Origin of the sequence: Streptomyces sp. A3M-1-3 (assembly GCF_024213665.1) — a bacterium.
Classification (GTDB): domain Bacteria; phylum Actinomycetota; class Actinomycetes; order Streptomycetales; family Streptomycetaceae; genus Streptomyces.
Genome location: NZ_JANAVP010000019.1, coordinates 78,950 through 94,309 on the forward strand (window position 1 = coordinate 78,950; position 15,360 = coordinate 94,309).

Sequence of the window (15,360 nt, forward strand, 5' to 3'; positions counted from 1 at the left end):
CGGGACGATGACGACCACTGACCCGGCCGCCGCGCTGGCCCGGGCCCGCTCGGCCGAGGAGCCGGGGCCCGGCGCCACGGCGGGCCCGGCCGTTACCCGGTGGCCCGGCCCGGTTCAGCCGCTTCCCGGCGTCGCGGACCCCACGCGGGTCGACCTCGGGACCGTACTGCGACGCGCACTCGCGGCGCAGGACCGGGGGGGCAGGCTGCGCGCCCTGCCGTCCGCCGGCGCCCTGCACCCGGTCAACGCCCATGTGCTGGCCGGGCCGGGCTGCTCCGTACCGCCGGGGCGTTACGCGTACGACCCGCTCGCCCACCGGCTCCTGCGGCGCGGCCCGGCCCCGGCCGACGCCCCGGCGGGCGCCGTTGTCGTCCTCACTGTCACCGCGCGCCGCACCGAATCCCACTACGCCCACCGCGCCTGGCCGCTGCTTCTGCTGGACACCGGCCACGCGGTGGCGGCGCTCGCCCTGGCGGGCGCGCAGGCGCTCTGCCTCGACGCGGACGCGAGCGTACTGTCCGCAGCGGCGGACCTCCCGGCCACCCGCGCCGGCTGGCCGGACGAAACCCCAGAACACCCCCTGGCCGCCGCATACTTCGGCCCGCGGGTGTGCCCCGCGCCGGCCGGCCTTCCGGCTCCGCTCTGGGATGCCGTGCCGTCCGGCGATGCTGCGCCGCCCGGCCTCCCGACGCCGTCCGCTCCTGGTCCTACCGGTTCGTGCGGCCCGCCCGCGCTGTCCGGGCCTTCCGGCCTCCCCGATCTGCCCGGCGCATCCGGCTCGCCCGGCTCGCCCGGTCCGACGGGCGGAACTGCCGCGAGCAGCCGGTCCGGCTCAACCGGCTTGTCACGCCCGTATTGCTCGACGGACGCGAACGGGCGCTCTGGCCCGACCGGTTCGACGGGTGCGAGCGGCCTGTCAGGCGTGTCCGCCCGCCCCGGCCCGTCCGGTCCGTCCGGCGCGACGGGCTCGTGGGACCCGACCGGCCCGATCGGCCCAGTCGAGCAGGAAGTCCTGGAACCGTGGGCCGGAGGCCGTGCGCCAGAGCCCACCGGGCCCGATGTGCATCTCCTGGACGTTCTTGGGCGGTCCGGGGCCGGGGCCGGTACCTGGCAGGCGCCCCGATCGCTGCCCGGCACGGGCGCGGCGCGGCGGCGTAGTGCCGAGCCGCCGCTCAACGGCGTGCCCCGGGTTGAGGACCTCCGGGACCTCCTCGTGGCCGCGAGCGGCGGCGGGCCCGGCCCCCGGTGGTGCGTGGCCCTCGGCGGGCCGTGGCCCGGGCTGCTCGAACCCGACCCCGGGACGGGGGAGTTGCGCCGCCTCGCGAGTGGCGACGCGCGGCCGACCCTCGCCGTATGGGGGGCGCGGCAGCACTGGATCGCCGAGGCCGGAGCCGTACTCCTGGCGTACGGCTGCCCCGACGACGCCTCGCCGCGCCGCATCCGGCAGGACCACCTCACCGCCGGGATCGGCGTCGGGCTGGCCCAGGCCGCCGCCGGCGGACTGGGCCTCGCCACCCGGGCCGTCGGGTCCTGGCAGGAAGCCGACCTCGGAGCCGCCCTCGGCGGGCCCGCCGGCCGGGACTGGGTCATTCACGCACTCGCCATCGGCACGACCGCAACCGGAAAGGGCGAGCGCCCATGATGCTGCACCCCGAACTCGTCACCGCGGCCCGAACCGTACGCGGCCCGCTGGGTTCCGCCACCGCGTTGCTCGCCGCCGTGAGCGCCACCCATCTCGGCCAGGCCGTCCTGCTCGCCCACGCCCTGGCCGCCATCGCGCGCCGCGACACCGGCCAACTGCCCGCCCTGCTCGGCGCGGTACTCGCCGTGGTCGCCGTACGCGTCTGGCTGACCCGGCGGCAGCGCGGGGTCGCCGTACGCGCGGGAGCGCTGGCCCGGGTGCGCCTGCGGGACGCGCTCCTCGACCGGCTCGGGCAGGCGGGACCCGCACAACTGACGGCCGCACGGGCCGGAGCGGTCCGCGCCACACTCGTCGACGGCGTGGAAGGCGTGGACGCGTATCTCTCCCGCTATCTGCCCCAACTGGTGATCACCTGTGCGGTTCCGCCGCTCATGCTGGTCCCCATCGGCCTCCTGGAGCCGTACGCGCTGCTCGCCCTGGTCCCCGCGCTCGTCCTGGCGCTGCTGGTGCCCCGCTGGTGGGACCGGTTGCTGGAGAGCCGCGGCAAGGAGCACTGGGACTCGTACGAGAACCTGGCCGCCGACTACCTGGAGGCCCTGCAGGGCATGCCCGCCCTGCGCGCCGCGGGCGCCGTCGCCCGTACCCGCCAGAAGCTTGAGCGCCGGTCCGAGGCGCTGCACCGCGCCACCGTCGCCAAACTGCGGGTGTCACTCGTCGACACGGGGCTCACCGACCTCGCCATCCAGGGCGGCACGGTCGCCGCGGCCCTGCTGGCCTGTGCGGCCGCCGCGGGCGGGCACACCGCCCCGGCAGGCACCTACGTGCTTCTGATGCTCGCCTCCGAGTGCTTCCGGCCGGTCCGCGATCTCTCCCGCGAGTGGCACGCCGGCTACCTCGGCGTCTCGGCCGCCGACGGTATCGCCGCGCTGCGCACCGCCGAGCCGGGAACGCCGGACACCGGGACCACCGACGCACGGTGGCGGGCACCCGAAGTCCGGTTCGACGACGTCCGCTTCGGCTACCAGGAGGCGGGCCGCCCCGCCGTGGACAGGGTGAGCTTCACCGCCGAGGCCGGCCGTACGACCGCGATCGTCGGCCCCTCGGGCGCGGGCAAGTCGACGCTGCTCGCCCTGCTGCTGCGCCGGCGCGAGCCGCAGCGCGGCCAGGTGGTGGTCGACGGCGCGCCAGTCGGCTCTTACACGCTCGACTCGCTGCGACGGGGCATCGCCGTCGTCTCCCAGGACACCTACCTCTTCCACGACACGATCGCCGGCAACCTGCGCCTCGCCCGCCCCGACGCGGACGACGAGGACCTGGTGCGGGTCGCGCGGGCGGCCGGCATCCATGACGAGATCGCCGCGATGCCCGACGGCTACGCCACCGTGCTCGGCGAGCGCGGCGCCACCCTGTCCGGTGGTCAGCGCCAACGTCTGGCGCTGGCAAGGGCGTTGCTGGCCGACGCGCCCGTTCTGGTGTTGGACGAGGCGACGAGCGCGGTCGACGAGCACCGGGAGGCGCGCATCGGACGCGAGCTGCTGAAGGCCGCCGCCGGACGCACCTGCCTGATCGTCGCGCACCGGCTGGAGTCCGTGCGCGACGCCGACCGGATCGTCGTCCTCGACGGCGGACGCGTCGACGCGGTCGGCGACCACAACCGTCTCCTCGGGGACGGCGGCCTGTACGCCCGCCTGGTCACGGCGGGCCTGGACACGGACGGAGAGCGGGCCGCATGAGTCCCACCCCGATGGACGAACGCGGACACGAACGCGGACACGAACGCGGACACGAACGCGGACACGAACGCGGACACGAACGCGGGGCGCTGCGCGCCCTGTTGCCCGCCCTCGGCGGCCACCGTGTCATGGTCGCCCGCACCTGCGCCGCCGCCCTTGCCGACCAGGCGTCGCTGGTCGCGCTGGTCACCCTCGTCGCCTACGCCGTCGGTTCCGCCGTCGTCGCGGACACGGCCCCCGGGGCCGCCGTGTTCGGCACCGTCGCCGGCCTGGTGCTGCTGCGGGCGTTCGCGACCTGGCGCGAGATGGACCTCTCCCACGACCTGGCCTACCGGGTCCTCGCCGAGCTGCGGGTCCGCGTCTTCGACGGGCTCGCACGCAGCGCGCCCGCCAGAATCGCGGGCCGGCGCAGCGGAGACCTGGCCGCGACCGCGCTGGGAGACGTGGAGGCGCTGGAGTTCTTCTACGCGCACACCACAGCCCAACTCCTCGCCTCGGGCGCGGTGTTCGGCGCCGGCACGGTGGTGCTGGCCTTCGCCGAGCCGTTGATGCTCGCCGCGGTACTGCCCGCGGCCGCCCTGCTGGTACTCGCACCGTTTGTCGCCGCGCGGCGCAGGGCCGAGCACGGGGCGCGCACCCGGGAGGCGGCGGCGCAGCTCTCCGCCGACGCCGTCGAGGCCGTCGACGGGCTTCGGGAACTCCTCGCCTTCGGTGCGCTGAACCGGCGCCGCGCCCAACTCGCCGACCGGGGACGCGAACTGGGTCGCGCCCAGCGCGCCGAGTCGGCCTGGGAGGCCACCGCCGCCGCCGTGCGGGACGTGCTGGTCGTCGCCGCCGTACTGGGAGTCGTCGCCGTCGCCGCGCAGGCCGTCGCGGCGGGCCGGCTGAACGGCGCCTGGGCTCCGGCCGCGGTCGCACTCGCCCTCGGTATCCTGGCGCCGGTGGCCGATTCCGCCGCCGCCCTGAGCCAGGCGGGCGGCCTGCGCGCCGCCGCGGCGCGGGTCCGGGCCGCCGTATCCGCTCCCGCCGGCGCGCCGGAGCCCGCGCGCCCCCGGACCCTGCCGGCCGGGCCGCTGGGGCTGCGCCTGCGGGGAGTCCGCTTCGACTACGGCGGTGCGCCCGTGCTGGCCGGCGTCGACCTCACCGTCCCGGCGGGCCGGACCACGGCCCTGGTCGGCGCGTCGGGTGCGGGCAAGTCGACCTGCGCGCATCTTCTCGCCCGCTTCTGGGATCCCACGGCCGGCGCCGTCGAGCTGCTGCCCGCGTACGGCGACCCGGTGGACGTACGCGATCTCGCCGACCCGGACCTGCGCCGCGCGGTGGCCGTCGTCGGCCAGGAGGCCCCGCTGTTCCACGGGACGCTGGCCGAGAACCTGCGGCTCGCCGCACCCGAGGCGGACGACGCCGCGCTGCACGACGCCGCCCGCGTCTGCGGCGTCGACCGGATCGCCGCCGCCCTCCCGGACGGCTACGCCACCCTCGTCGGCGAACGCGGCGCCACCCTCTCCGGCGGCCAGCGGGCCCGCGTCGCGCTGGCCCGCGCCCTGCTCGCCGGGCCGCGGATCCTCGTGCTGGACGAGACGACCGCCCATCTGGACACGGCCGGGGACGCCGAACTGACCGCCGCTCTCCGCGCGGCCTCGCAGGGCCGCACCACCCTCGTCATCGCGCACCGCCCCGACACGATCCGGCGCGCGGACCGGATCGCCGTACTGGAGGTGGGGCGCGTCGCGCAGGAGGGGACGTGGGCGGAACTGGCCGCCGCGGGCGGGGCGTTCGCGCAGGTCCTGACCCGCTGACCGCTACGCCTCGCCGGTGCCGGTGCCGGTGCCGGTGCCGGTGCCGGGCAGCAGGTCGCGGGCGCCGAGGCGCAGGTGCTCGATGTGGTAGACGGCCTCGTCGAGGAGCTGGGCGACGTGGTTGTCGTACAGGCTGTACTCGATCCGCCGGCCCTGGCGCGTACCCGTGACCAGCCCGAGGGCGCGCAGCAGTCGCAACTGGTGGGAGACCGCGGACTGTTCCATGGCGACAGCCTCGGCCAGTTCTGTCACGCCGCAGGGGCCCTGGCGGAGCCGGGTGAGGATCATCAGGCGCGACGGGGTGGCGAGCGCCTGGAGCGTGGCGGCGATGGTGGCTGCGGAGTCCGCGTCCAGATGCGCGGCGGGCGTGGTCTCGCCGTTGACTCCATGTCCCATGCGCATATCGTAACCGCGCACCGGACCTATGCATGAAGAGGTCTTCATGTCTTCCGCTATGGTGGAGGTCTGATCCCCCTCGCCCACTCCCTGAAGAGGTGTGTCCATGGCATCCCCGGTGCTCGACGACCGGCCCGCGACGCCGTCCGCCGTTCCGCCGCCTCTACGCCGAACCGGGCTGTCCGCGCTCCCCGAGGTCCGCTGGGCGGCTCTGTCCGCCCTCGCGTTCCTGTGCGCGTTCCCGCTCGACCTGGCCGGCGCGCCCGTGTGGGCCTGGGGGCCGCTGTACGCGCTCTGCTACGCGGCCGGCGGCTGGGAGCCCGGCTGGGCCGGAGTGCAGGCCCTGCGCGAGAAGTCCCTCGACGTCGACCTGCTGATGGTGGTGGCCGCCGTCGGGGCAGCGGCGATCGGCCAGTTCCTCGACGGCGGCCTGCTGATCGTCATCTTCGCGGTCTCGGGCGCCCTGGAGGCACTCGCCACCCGCCGCACCGCCGACTCCGTACGCGGCCTCCTCGACCTGGCTCCGGCCCGGGCGGCACGCGTCACGGACACCGGCGAGGAGGTGGTGGACATCGCCGGACTCCGGGTGGGCGACACCGTACTCGTACGCCCGGGTGAGCGGCTGCCCGCCGACGGCACCGTGCTCGACGGCGCGAGCGACGTCGACCAGGCCACCATCACCGGTGAACCCCTGCCGGTGCCGAAGTCGCCCGGCGACGAGGTGTTCGCCGGAACCCTGAACGGGACCGGCGCGCTGCGGGTCGCCGTGGGGAAGGACGCCTCCGCCTCGGTGATCGCGCGGATCGTGGCGATGGTCGAGGAGGCGAGCGGGACCAAGGCGCCCACGCAGCTGTTCATCGAGAAGATCGAACAGCGCTACTCGGTCGGCGTGGTGGCCGCCACGCTCGCCCTCTTCCTCGTACCGCTCGCTTTCGGCGTGGACTTCACCGCGACCCTGCTGCGCGCCATGACCTTCATGATCGTGGCCTCGCCGTGCGCGGTCGTGCTCGCCACCATGCCGCCGCTGCTCTCCGCGATCGCCAACGCCGGCCGCCACGGCGTGCTGGTGAAGTCCGCGGTGGCGATGGAACGGCTGGGCGAGGTCACCACGGTGGCCCTGGACAAGACCGGCACGCTCACCGAAGGAGCGCCCCGGGTCGCCGAGGTGCACATCCTGCCCGGCGTCGCCGGACTCGACGAGGACGCCGTACTCGAACTGGCCGCGGCCGCCGAGCACCCCAGCGAACACCCGCTGGCGCGCGCCGTGGTGACCGCGGCGCGCGAACGCGGCCTGCGGCCCGGCGCCCCGGAGGCGTTCTCCTCGGAGCCTGGCCGGGGGGTACGGGCGGTCGTCGCGGGGCGGGACATCCGGGTCGGCAGCCCCGCCGCGCTACTCGATGGCGATGGCGATGGCGAGGGCGAAGGCGACGGCAGTGACGGCGATCCGGACCGCAAGGCCCGTCTCGTCGTGGCCGAGGTGGAGGACACCGGCCGTACCGCCGTGGTCGTACGGGTGGACGGCGCGACGGCCGCGGTGCTGGCCGTCGCCGACCGGCTCCGCGCGGGGGCACCGGCCGCCGTCGCCGCACTGGGCCGGCTGACCGGCTCGGCACCGACCCTGCTGACCGGCGACCACGGACGCGCCGCCGAGCGGGTGGCGCAGGAGGCCGGCATCCGGGAGGTGCGGGCCGGACTGCTCCCCGAGGACAAGGTCGCGGCGGTACGCGGCTGGGAACGGGCGGGGGAGAAGGTCCTTGTCGTGGGCGACGGAGTCAACGACGCCCCGGCCCTGGCGGCCGCGCACGCGGGCATCGCCATGGGCCGGGCCGGCTCCGATCTCGCCCTGGAGACCGCCGACGCGGTCGTCGTACGCGACGAACTGGCCACCGTGCCCGCGGTCGTCGCGCTGTCCCGCCGCGCGCGCCGCCTGGTCGTCCAGAACCTTGTCATCGCGGCGGTCTGCATCGGCGCTCTGGTGGTCTGGGACCTGGCCGGGCATCTGCCGCTGCCGCTCGGTGTCGCCGGCCACGAGGGGTCCACCGTGCTGGTCGGACTCAACGGCCTGCGCCTGCTGCGCGAATCGGCCTGGCGCCGGGCAGCGGGCTGACGGCGCGTCGACCGCGCACGGCTGACGTGATGTCAGCCGTGCGCGACGGCCTCCGCGTGCTCGCGCGCCTGCTCATGCCCGTACTCATGCGGGTGCCCGGGTACGGCTTCGTGCTCGCAGACGTCGCCGTCGTCCAGGCCGTACGTCTCCCAGGCCGGGAACGGATCGTCCCACGGCTCGCGGTCGTCCGCCGCCAGCAGGCAGGCGTTCAGCGCTGCGTGCAGGGACTCGCGCCGCAGGCCGGTGCCGATGAAGACCAGTTCCTGGCCCTGCTCGGTCGCTTCGTCCCGGGCGCCCGAGGGCTCGAACCGGGCGACGGCGCCCGCCTGTGACCACAACCCGGTCACCCGCGGACGGCTCGCCAGCCAGAAGAAGCCCTTCGAGCGCAGGATGCCGCCGAAGGTGCCGCTGTCGAGTCCCTTGGTGACGAACGTCCACAGCCGGCCCGGGTGGAACGGCCGGTCCGCCCGGAACACCGTGCTGGAGATGCCGTACTCCTCGGTCTCCGGCATGTGGTCGCCGTTCAGCTCCCGTACCCAGCCCGGCGCCTGCTGCGCGCGTTCGAGGTCGAAGCGGCCGGTGCCCAGGATGTCCGCCGCGCTGATCCGGCCGAACCGGGCGGGCACGATCCGGGCCTCCGGGTTGAGCCGGGCGAGAGTGGCCTGCAGCCGTACGGCCTCGTCCGGCGCGACCAGGTCGAGCTTGTTGAGGACGATGACGTCGGCGAACTCGATCTGGTCCATGAGCAGGTCGCTGACCGTGCGCTCGTCGTCCTCGTACTGGTCGAGCCCCCGCTCGGCGAGCCCGTCACCGCCGGCCAGCTCGGGCAGGAAGCCCGCGGCGTCGACGACGGTGACCATGGTGTCGAGTCGGGCCAGGTCGCCGAGCGTCGCACCGTCGTCGCGCGGAAAGGCGAACGTGGCGGCCACCGGCATCGGTTCGGAGATGCCGCTGGACTCGATGAGCAGGTAGTCGAAGCGGCCCTCACGGGCCAGCCGGTCGACCTCCTCCAGCAAGTCGTCGCGCAGGGTGCAGCAGATGCACCCGTTGGTCATCTCGACCAGGCGCTCCTCGGTCCGCGACAGGGCAGCCGCGCCGCCCCGCACGAGCGCGGCGTCGATGTTGACCTCGCTCATGTCGTTGACGATCACGGCGACCCGCAGACCCTCCCGGTTGCCCAGGATGTGGTTGAGCAGTGTGGTCTTGCCCGACCCGAGGAAGCCGGACAGCACGGTCACCGGCAGCCGGCGGTCCGTCATACGGTCAGCCCTCCGGGCGCAGGAGGCCGCGCTCGTACGCCTTCGCGAGCCTGTGCGGCACCCGGTAGACCGAGCCGTCGACGGTGACGGGGACCAGATCGGGCGCCGTGGCCTTCCACTGGGCGCGCCGATGGCGGGTGTTGCTGCGGGACATCTTCCGCTTGGGAACGGCCATGGAGGGTCTCCTCAGGTGGACGGTGCAAGGCCCTCACGCTATATGAAGATGGAAACCATTACCAATTACCTCTCGGTGTACGGGTGGTCTGCCGGCCCGGAATCGACCAGAGTGGCCGGAAGCGACACCCCGCCCCGCCCGGACCAGGAGAGAACCGTGACCGCGTCCCACCAGCACGGCCATCACCACGCCGACTCCGAGGACCTCGACTGGGAAGCCCTGGGCCCCCAGCTGGAACGCCAGGCCGAACTGCACCTGCCGTTCATCGAGCGGGCGACGGGCTGGCTGGCCGAGCAGCTCACCGGGACGGACGTGACCCGCGTCTTCGACCTCGGCAGCGGACCCGGGGTCGTCTGCGGCGTGCTCGCCCGCACCTTCCCGCGCGCGCAGATCGTCGCCGTCGACGGCGCGGCCGGGCTCCTGGAGCGGGTCAGGGTCCGCGCCGCCGAGCGGGGCCTGGCCGACCGGATCGTCACCCGCCGGGCCGACCTGCCCGACGGCCTGGACGGCCTCGGCGCCGCGGACCTGATCTGGACCAGCAAAGTGGTCCACCACCTCGGCGACCAGCAGGCGTCGCTGCGTACGCTCGCCGCTTCGCTGCGGCCCGGCGGGCTGCTCGCCGTCGCGGAGGGCGGGCTCGGGACCCGCTGCCTGCCGCGCGACTGCGGCCTCGGGCGCCCCGGCCTGGAGGCCCGGCTGGAGGCCGCCGAGGAGGACTGGTTCGCCGGAATGCGCGCCGCCCTGCCCGGTCACACCCGTGTCGTGGAGGACTGGCCGGCCCTGCTCACGGGTGCAGGTCTGGTCACCACCGGCACGCGCAGCTTCCTCACCGACCTGCCCGCCCCGCTGGGCGCCGACGCCCGCGCCTACCTCCACGACCGCCTGGCCCGGCTGCGGGAACTCCTCGCGGGCGACCTCGACCCCGAGGACCTGCGCACGCTCGACGCCCTCCTGGACACGGAGGCGTCACAGGGCATCCTGAGACGCCCGGACGCGTTCCTGCTGACCGCGACCACCGTCCATACCGCCCGTTCGGCACCCCCGACGTTCTAGAGTCGGGGCATGGCTTCAGACGAGGGGACCGTACGCGTCGACAGCTGGATCTGGTCCGTCCGGCTCACCAAGACACGTTCGCAGGCCGCGGCGGCGTGCCGGGCCGGCCACGTCCGCGTCAACGGCGACCGGGCCAAGCCGGCCCAGCCGGTGCGTACCGGGGACGAGGTGCGGCTGTACCACGCGGGGCGCGAGCGTGTCGTGGTCGTCTCGCGTCTGGTGTCCAAGCGGGTCGGGCCGCCCGTCGCGGTGGAGTGCTACGTCGACAACAGCCCGCCGGCGCCGGCGCGCGAGGAAGCCGCGGCCGTCGGACACCGCGACCGCGGGGCCGGCCGCCCGACGAAGCGGGACCGGCGCGACCTGGAACAGCTGCGCGGTCGCTGACCGCCCCTCCACCTCCGTGACCGGCCGGTTCGGCTGCGGGATTCGGCTGCGCCGCACGCGCCGAGATGTGGCCGCACGCGCCGAGATGTGATCGTTGCGGCATGGGGACTGTGGTGCACGTTCCGCAGACGCGGGACATGATCGGTGCGGAACTCTCCGGTGACGAGGCGCTGATGGCGCTGCGGCACTACGGAGGGCGCAAGCTGCTGCTCGACGCCTTCGCCCGGTTCCGCTACGCCGACGGTTTCAGCAACGCCCGCTCTCTGGCGTACCAAGTGGTCCTGGCCATGGTGCCCTTCACCATCGCACTGGTGGGCGTGGCCACCACCGTGCACACCGAAAGCGTCGGCCGCGTGATCGAGTTGACGCTCGGACGCACAGCGCCCGGTGCCAGTGTCGAGCTGATCGAGGACGCCCTCGCCGACACCCGGCGCAGCGCGGGCACGGGCGCCGGGGGCGCGATCGCGATGTGGGTGGGCCTCGGGTTCGCCGTACTGAACCTCTCCTCGGCGATGGCGCAGATCGAGAGGGGCATCAACCGGATCTACGGCATCGAGCGGGACCGGCCGTTCCCCGCCGAGTACGGACGCGCTGGTGCTGACCCTGACCGCCGGCGCGCCCATGGTCGGGGGCTTCGTGGTACTCGTCGCGGGCGACGCGGTGAGCAGCTCCCTCGCCGACGTGCTGCACTGGCCGGAGAGCCGGCTCACCTGGTGGGACGTGCTGCAGCTGCCGGCCGGCGTGCTGCTGGTGTGGATCGCCTCGGCGGCCGTCTTCCGCTGGTCCCCGCGGCGGGACCAGCCCGGCTACACCTGGCTGGCCTTCGGATCGGCCGTACACCTGGTGCTGTGGGTCACGGCGACCTGGCTGCTGGCCCTCTACGTGGCCAGGAGCGGTGGGTTCGGCGCGGTCTACGGCCCCCTCACCGCGTTCGTCGCCCTGCTGATCTGGGCGAACCTGACGGCCATCGCGCAGTTTCTCGGCAATCGCGTTCGCCGCGCAACTGGAGGCGGCCCGGGCCGGGATCACCGACGCGGTGCATCCCGATCCGGGTCCCGGCCCATGAGCGTCGCCGCCGGCGCCTTGGCCGCCTCAGTGGTGCTTGCCGCGGAGCCTGCTGAGCGCCTGCCTCGCCTGAGCGCGCTTCCTGGGGTCGGCAGCCGCCCGCCTGCCCTGCTCGGTCAGCCGGCGCCCCTTCGGGCTGCGCGCGAACGCCCTGATCCGGTTCACGATTCCCGCCACGATTCCTCCTCCGCGGTACGTCCTGGTGTCATCGCCCGCCTACCCCGACCCGCCGGACCGATGCCTGGCAGGCCCGTGTCCCGTGTGATGAGCGCTCAGGCCTTGCGGTACGCGTACGCCTCCGCGGCCGCGGCCGCCACCGCGTCCAGGTCCGCCCCGGCCGAGGCGGTGACCACCGCGGCCACCGCGCCCTCCACGAACGGCGCGTCCACCAGCCGCGCCCCGCCCGGCAGTTCGTCGCCCTCGGCCAGCAGCGCCTTCACCGTCAGCACCGCGCTGCCCAGGTCGACGAGGACCGCGACCCCCGCGCCGCGGTCGACCGCCCTGGCCGCCTCCGTGATCAGGTCCGAGCTGGTGCCGAGGCCGCCGTCGGGCGTGCCGCCGGCCGCCGCCACCGGCGCGACCGTACCGCCGCCCGCGAGTCCCTTCGCCAGTTCGGCGACGGAGGCCGCGACCTGCGCGCTGTGCGAGACCAGTACGACCCCGACGAGCTTCTCCCCGCCGTCGCTCACGCCGCCGCCACCTCCGCCAGAGCCGCGATCAGCAGCGCGGAGGAGGTCGCGCCCGGATCCTGGTGGCCGATGCTGCGTTCACCCAGATAGCTCGCCCGGCCCTTGCGGGCCTGCAGGGGCACCGTCGCGAGTGCGCCGTTCTCCGCCGCGTCGCGGGCCGCCTCGTACGACGTGCCCAGCGCGTCCACGGCGGGCACCAGCGCGTCCAGCATCGTCTTGTCGCCCGGCGCCGCCCCACCCAGCTGGGCGACCGCGTCCACGCCCGCGTGCAGCGCGTCCCGCAGCTGCTCGTCGGACACCTCGGCCGCCTCCCCGAGCGCCTTGCCGGTGCGGCGCAGCAGCGTGCCGTACAGCGGTCCGGAAGCCCCGCCCACCGTGGAGATCAGCGTGCGCCCGGCCAGTACCAGTACGGCGCCCGGGGTGTCCGGCGCATCCTTCTCCAGTGCCGCGCCGACGGCCGTGAATCCGCGCTGCATATTGCTGCCGTGGTCGGCGTCGCCGATCGGGGAGTCGAGTTCCGTGAGGCGGGCCGCCTCACGGTTCACGGCGGCCGAGGCGACCGCCATCCAGCGGCGGAAGAATGCCGTGTCGCGCACCTGGTCTCCTCTGTGAGTGTGCGTACTGAACGGTTCAGCGGCCCCAGCGGAGCCCGGCCGTCTGTACGGGCGCGTCCCACAGGCGCAGCTGTTCCTCGTCGACCTGACAGAGCGTCACCGAGCAGCCGGCCATGTCGAGTGAGGTGACATAGTTCCCGACGAGGGTACGGGCCACGGTCACCCCCCGCCCGGTCAGTACCCGCTGCACCTCGGCGTTGAAGCCGTACAGCTCCAACAGGGGTGTCGCGCCCATCCCGTTGACCAGCGCGAGCACCGGCCGGGTGGGCCGCAGGTCCTCCAGCACCACGTCCACCGCGTACTCCGCGATCTCGCGGGCGGTCATCATGGCCCTCCGCTCGCGTCCCGGCTCGCCGTGGATCCCGATGCCCAACTCCAGCTGCCCGGAGGGCAGGTCGAAGGTCGGGCTGCCCTTGGCGGGCGTGCTGCAGGCACTCAGAGCGATCCCGAAGCTCCGCGAGCACTCGTTGGCCTGGCGGCCAACCGCCTCGACCCGCTGCAGCGGCGCCCCCTCCTCGGCCGCGGCGCCCGCCAGCTTCTCGACGAACAGGGTCGCGCCGGTGCCGCGCCGACCCGCCGTATAGAGGCTGTCCGTGACCGCGACATCGTCGTTGACCAGGACCTTGGCGATCTGGATGCCCTCGTCCTCGGCGAGTTCGGCGGCCATGTCGAAGTTGAGTACGTCACCGGTGTAGTTCTTGACGACGAAGAGCACACCCTCACCGCTGTCCACGGCTGCCGCGGCCCGCACCATCTGATCCGGGACCGGCGAGGTGAACACCTCGCCCGGGCAGGCGGCCGAGAGCATCCCGGGCCCCACAAACCCGCCGTGCAGTGGCTCGTGCCCGGACCCGCCGCCGGAGACCAGTGCCACCTTGCCTGCCATCGGCGCGTCTGCGCGTACGACAACCCGGTTCTCGACGTCCACGGTCAGTTCCGGATGGGCGGCGGCCATCCCGCGCAGCGCGTCCGCGACAACTGTCTCGGGGACGTTGATCAGCATCCTCACTTGGTACCTCCCTGGAGGGACATGTCAGTGCAGCCGACTGAGTCCCAGTATCGAGGGAACGTCGCTCCGACGCACGGATTGCGCCATGACCATGGCGTCCAGCAGGGCGTGGGCTTGGCATCCACCCAGCGGTTCGTTAGGTTAGGCTCACCTAAGTCCGGCTATTCGACCCCGAAGGTAGAGCCGTGCAGTTACCGCCCTCCGCCGCGCCGCGATCCGCCTATCCACCCGACGTACTGCCCGAGCAGGTCCGCCGCCGCTTGCTGCAGCTGGCCCGGGCCGGTGAGCCGGTGTCGGCCTATGTGTACGACGGAGCCGTCGCCGCCGAGCGGGCCCGGGAGCTGCGTGCCGCACTGCCCGGGTGGGCGCAGGTGTACTACGCGGTCAAGGCCAACTCGTTCCCCGGGATTGTCCAGGCACTCGCACCCTACGTGGACGGATTCGAGGTCGCTTCCGTCTCGGAGCTCGAACTCGCCCTGACCGCAGGAGAGCCGGAGCGCACCGGTACGGCCCCGGTCGTCGCCGCGGGTCCGGCGAAGTCCGTCCCCGTACTCACCGCCCTGGTGCGGGCCGGGGTCGAGGCCATCAACGCCGAAAGCCTGCTGGAACTTCACCGGATCAGCCGCATCGCGGTCGCCGAGGGCGTGACCGCCCGGGTCGCCCTACGGGTGAATCCGGCCGACATCCCGATCAGCGGCTCGCTCCATATGGGCGGCGCCCCCTCGCAGTTCGGCGTGGCCGAGCCCGATGTCCGCGAAGTCCTCTGCGCCGCAAGCGAGTTGCCCGGCCTCGACCTCGTCGGCTTCCACATCCACGCCGCCTCCAACAACCTCGACGCCGACACCCACGCCGCCTACCTGCGCTGGTGCGTGGAGTGGAGCGTGCGGACGGCACAGGCGGCCGGCATCACCCTGCGCCATGTGGATATCGGCGGCGGCATCGGGGTCGCGTTCGAGGGTGAGAAGCCCTTCGACGTGGCCCGGTTCGGCGAGCTGGCCGGGCAGGTGGAGCCACCGCCCGGGGTGAGGGTGGTGCTGGAGCCCGGCCGTTTCCTGGTCGCCGACTGCGGCTGGTACGCCGCCGAAGTGACCGATGTCAAGGCGTCCTACGGCGAATGGTTCGCGGTCCTGCGCGGCGGTATCAACCACTTCCAGCTGCCCACGTCGTGGGACATCGTGCACAACGCGGCGGTGCTGCCCGTCAAGGACTGGCCCGAGGGCTGTCCGCGTCCCGCCGCCGAAGACGTGCGGGTCACCGTGGTCGGCGAGCTGTGCACCCCCGAGGACACCCTGCTGAGGGACGTACTGGTCGACCGGGTGCGTGCCGGCGACCTCGTCGTCTTCCCCTGCGCGGGCTCCTACGGATGGGAGTTCGCGATGCATTCCTTCCTCGGCCACCCCGTCGCCGAGCGCCACCTGCTCTGACGCCTCCCTTC

General features: G+C 74.1%; 14 protein-coding genes and 1 pseudogene. 8 read left to right on the forward strand and 7 right to left on the reverse strand.

What is annotated here, in order from left to right; translation table 11 throughout:
• The first annotated feature begins 7 nt into the window (after positions 1–7).
• Genes NLX86_RS21845 through NLX86_RS21855 form a run of 3 tightly spaced genes read left to right on the forward strand, consistent with a single transcriptional unit; the run spans position 8 to position 5,174 of the window.
• The gene (locus NLX86_RS21845) at positions 8–1,642 is read left to right on the forward strand and encodes a nitroreductase (RefSeq protein WP_254373441.1); all 1,635 of its coding nucleotides are present in this window, start codon (positions 8–10) and stop codon (positions 1,640–1,642) included.
• On the forward strand, positions 1,639–3,375 hold the full coding sequence (locus tag NLX86_RS21850) for an ABC transporter ATP-binding protein/permease (protein ID WP_254373442.1): 1,737 nt from the start codon (positions 1,639–1,641) through the stop codon (positions 3,373–3,375). The genes NLX86_RS21845 and NLX86_RS21850 overlap by 4 nt, the downstream gene beginning before the upstream one ends.
• Positions 3,372–5,174, forward strand: a complete 1,803-nt coding sequence (locus tag NLX86_RS21855; protein WP_254373443.1) for an ABC transporter ATP-binding protein — start codon at positions 3,372–3,374, stop codon at positions 5,172–5,174. The genes NLX86_RS21850 and NLX86_RS21855 overlap by 4 nt, the downstream gene beginning before the upstream one ends.
• Positions 5,175–5,177: 3 nt before the next feature.
• Here the strand turns inward: NLX86_RS21855 and NLX86_RS21860 are convergent, their stop codons facing one another.
• Positions 5,178–5,570 carry a metalloregulator ArsR/SmtB family transcription factor gene (locus tag NLX86_RS21860; RefSeq protein WP_254373444.1) on the reverse strand — a complete coding sequence of 131 codons (393 nt, stop codon included), beginning with the start codon at positions 5,568–5,570 and terminating at the stop codon, positions 5,178–5,180.
• 106 nt (positions 5,571–5,676) lie between these two features.
• Here NLX86_RS21860 and NLX86_RS21865 point away from each other — a divergent pair, with 106 nt between their 5' ends.
• Positions 5,677–7,677 (forward strand): heavy metal translocating P-type ATPase, encoded by a 2,001-nt coding sequence (locus NLX86_RS21865; RefSeq protein WP_254373445.1) that lies wholly within the window; start codon positions 5,677–5,679, stop codon positions 7,675–7,677.
• A 32-nt stretch (positions 7,678–7,709) separates the two neighbouring features.
• Here the strand turns inward: NLX86_RS21865 and NLX86_RS21870 are convergent, their stop codons facing one another.
• Together NLX86_RS21870 and rpmF are read right to left on the reverse strand one after the other, a co-directional pair.
• Positions 7,710–8,936 carry a GTP-binding protein gene (locus tag NLX86_RS21870; RefSeq protein ID WP_254373446.1) on the reverse strand — a complete coding sequence of 409 codons (1,227 nt, stop codon included), beginning with the start codon at positions 8,934–8,936 and terminating at the stop codon, positions 7,710–7,712.
• 4 nt (positions 8,937–8,940) lie between these two features.
• Entirely contained in the window at positions 8,941–9,111 is a 171-nt protein-coding gene (gene rpmF, locus NLX86_RS21875; protein WP_254373447.1) for a 50S ribosomal protein L32, read from the reverse strand.
• A gap of 156 nt (positions 9,112–9,267) precedes the next feature.
• Here rpmF and NLX86_RS21880 point away from each other — a divergent pair, with 156 nt between their 5' ends.
• The 3 genes and pseudogenes from NLX86_RS21880 (at position 9,268) to NLX86_RS21890 (ending at position 11,614) form a co-directional block, all read left to right on the forward strand.
• Positions 9,268–10,164, forward strand: a complete 897-nt coding sequence (locus NLX86_RS21880) for a class I SAM-dependent methyltransferase (protein WP_254373448.1) — start codon at positions 9,268–9,270, stop codon at positions 10,162–10,164.
• 9 nt (positions 10,165–10,173) lie between these two features.
• Positions 10,174–10,548: an RNA-binding S4 domain-containing protein gene (locus NLX86_RS21885; RefSeq protein ID WP_254373449.1), complete on the forward strand. Its 375-nt coding sequence runs from the start codon at positions 10,174–10,176 to the stop codon at positions 10,546–10,548.
• Positions 10,549–10,649: 101 nt separating this feature from the next.
• A pseudogene (locus NLX86_RS21890) lies at positions 10,650–11,614 on the forward strand (YihY/virulence factor BrkB family protein).
• Between the two features lie 26 nt (positions 11,615–11,640).
• On the opposite strand, the gene NLX86_RS21895 reads toward NLX86_RS21890, so the two are convergent.
• The 4 genes from NLX86_RS21895 to dhaK all read right to left on the reverse strand — a co-directional run bounded on the left by NLX86_RS21895 (position 11,641) and on the right by dhaK (position 13,925).
• Positions 11,641–11,790: a hypothetical protein gene (locus NLX86_RS21895; protein ID WP_254373450.1), complete on the reverse strand. Its 150-nt coding sequence runs from the start codon at positions 11,788–11,790 to the stop codon at positions 11,641–11,643.
• Between the two features lie 95 nt (positions 11,791–11,885).
• Positions 11,886–12,302 (reverse strand): PTS fructose transporter subunit IIA, encoded by a 417-nt coding sequence (locus tag NLX86_RS21900; protein WP_254373451.1) that lies wholly within the window; start codon positions 12,300–12,302, stop codon positions 11,886–11,888.
• A complete protein-coding gene (dhaL, locus tag NLX86_RS21905; protein ID WP_254373452.1) occupies positions 12,299–12,898 on the reverse strand; it encodes a dihydroxyacetone kinase subunit DhaL in 600 nt (199 codons plus the stop codon). The genes NLX86_RS21900 and dhaL overlap by 4 nt, the downstream gene beginning before the upstream one ends.
• A gap of 34 nt (positions 12,899–12,932) precedes the next feature.
• Positions 12,933–13,925 carry a dihydroxyacetone kinase subunit DhaK gene (gene dhaK / locus NLX86_RS21910; RefSeq protein WP_254373453.1) on the reverse strand — a complete coding sequence of 331 codons (993 nt, stop codon included), beginning with the start codon at positions 13,923–13,925 and terminating at the stop codon, positions 12,933–12,935.
• Positions 13,926–14,110: 185 nt separating this feature from the next.
• On the opposite strand from dhaK, the gene NLX86_RS21915 reads away from it, so the two are divergent.
• Positions 14,111–15,349 carry an alanine racemase gene (locus tag NLX86_RS21915; protein ID WP_254373454.1) on the forward strand — a complete coding sequence of 413 codons (1,239 nt, stop codon included), beginning with the start codon at positions 14,111–14,113 and terminating at the stop codon, positions 15,347–15,349.
• The last annotated feature ends 11 nt before the right edge of the window (positions 15,350–15,360 follow it).

Coding starts and splice junctions, on each gene's coding strand:
- NLX86_RS21870 (WP_254373446.1), bottom strand. CDS start 8,936: ATGACGGACCGCCGGCTGCCGGTGACCGTGCTGTCCGGCTTCCTCGGG.
- NLX86_RS21850 (WP_254373442.1), top strand. CDS start 1,639: ATGATGCTGCACCCCGAACTCGTCACCGCGGCCCGAACCGTACGCGGC.
- NLX86_RS21865 (WP_254373445.1), top strand. CDS start 5,677: ATGGCATCCCCGGTGCTCGACGACCGGCCCGCGACGCCGTCCGCCGTT.
- NLX86_RS21860 (WP_254373444.1), bottom strand. CDS start 5,570: ATGGGACATGGAGTCAACGGCGAGACCACGCCCGCCGCGCATCTGGAC.
- NLX86_RS21845 (WP_254373441.1), top strand. CDS start 8: ATGACGACCACTGACCCGGCCGCCGCGCTGGCCCGGGCCCGCTCGGCC.
- NLX86_RS21855 (WP_254373443.1), top strand. CDS start 3,372: ATGAGTCCCACCCCGATGGACGAACGCGGACACGAACGCGGACACGAA.
- NLX86_RS21885 (WP_254373449.1), top strand. CDS start 10,174: ATGGCTTCAGACGAGGGGACCGTACGCGTCGACAGCTGGATCTGGTCC.
- rpmF (WP_254373447.1), bottom strand. CDS start 9,111: ATGGCCGTTCCCAAGCGGAAGATGTCCCGCAGCAACACCCGCCATCGG.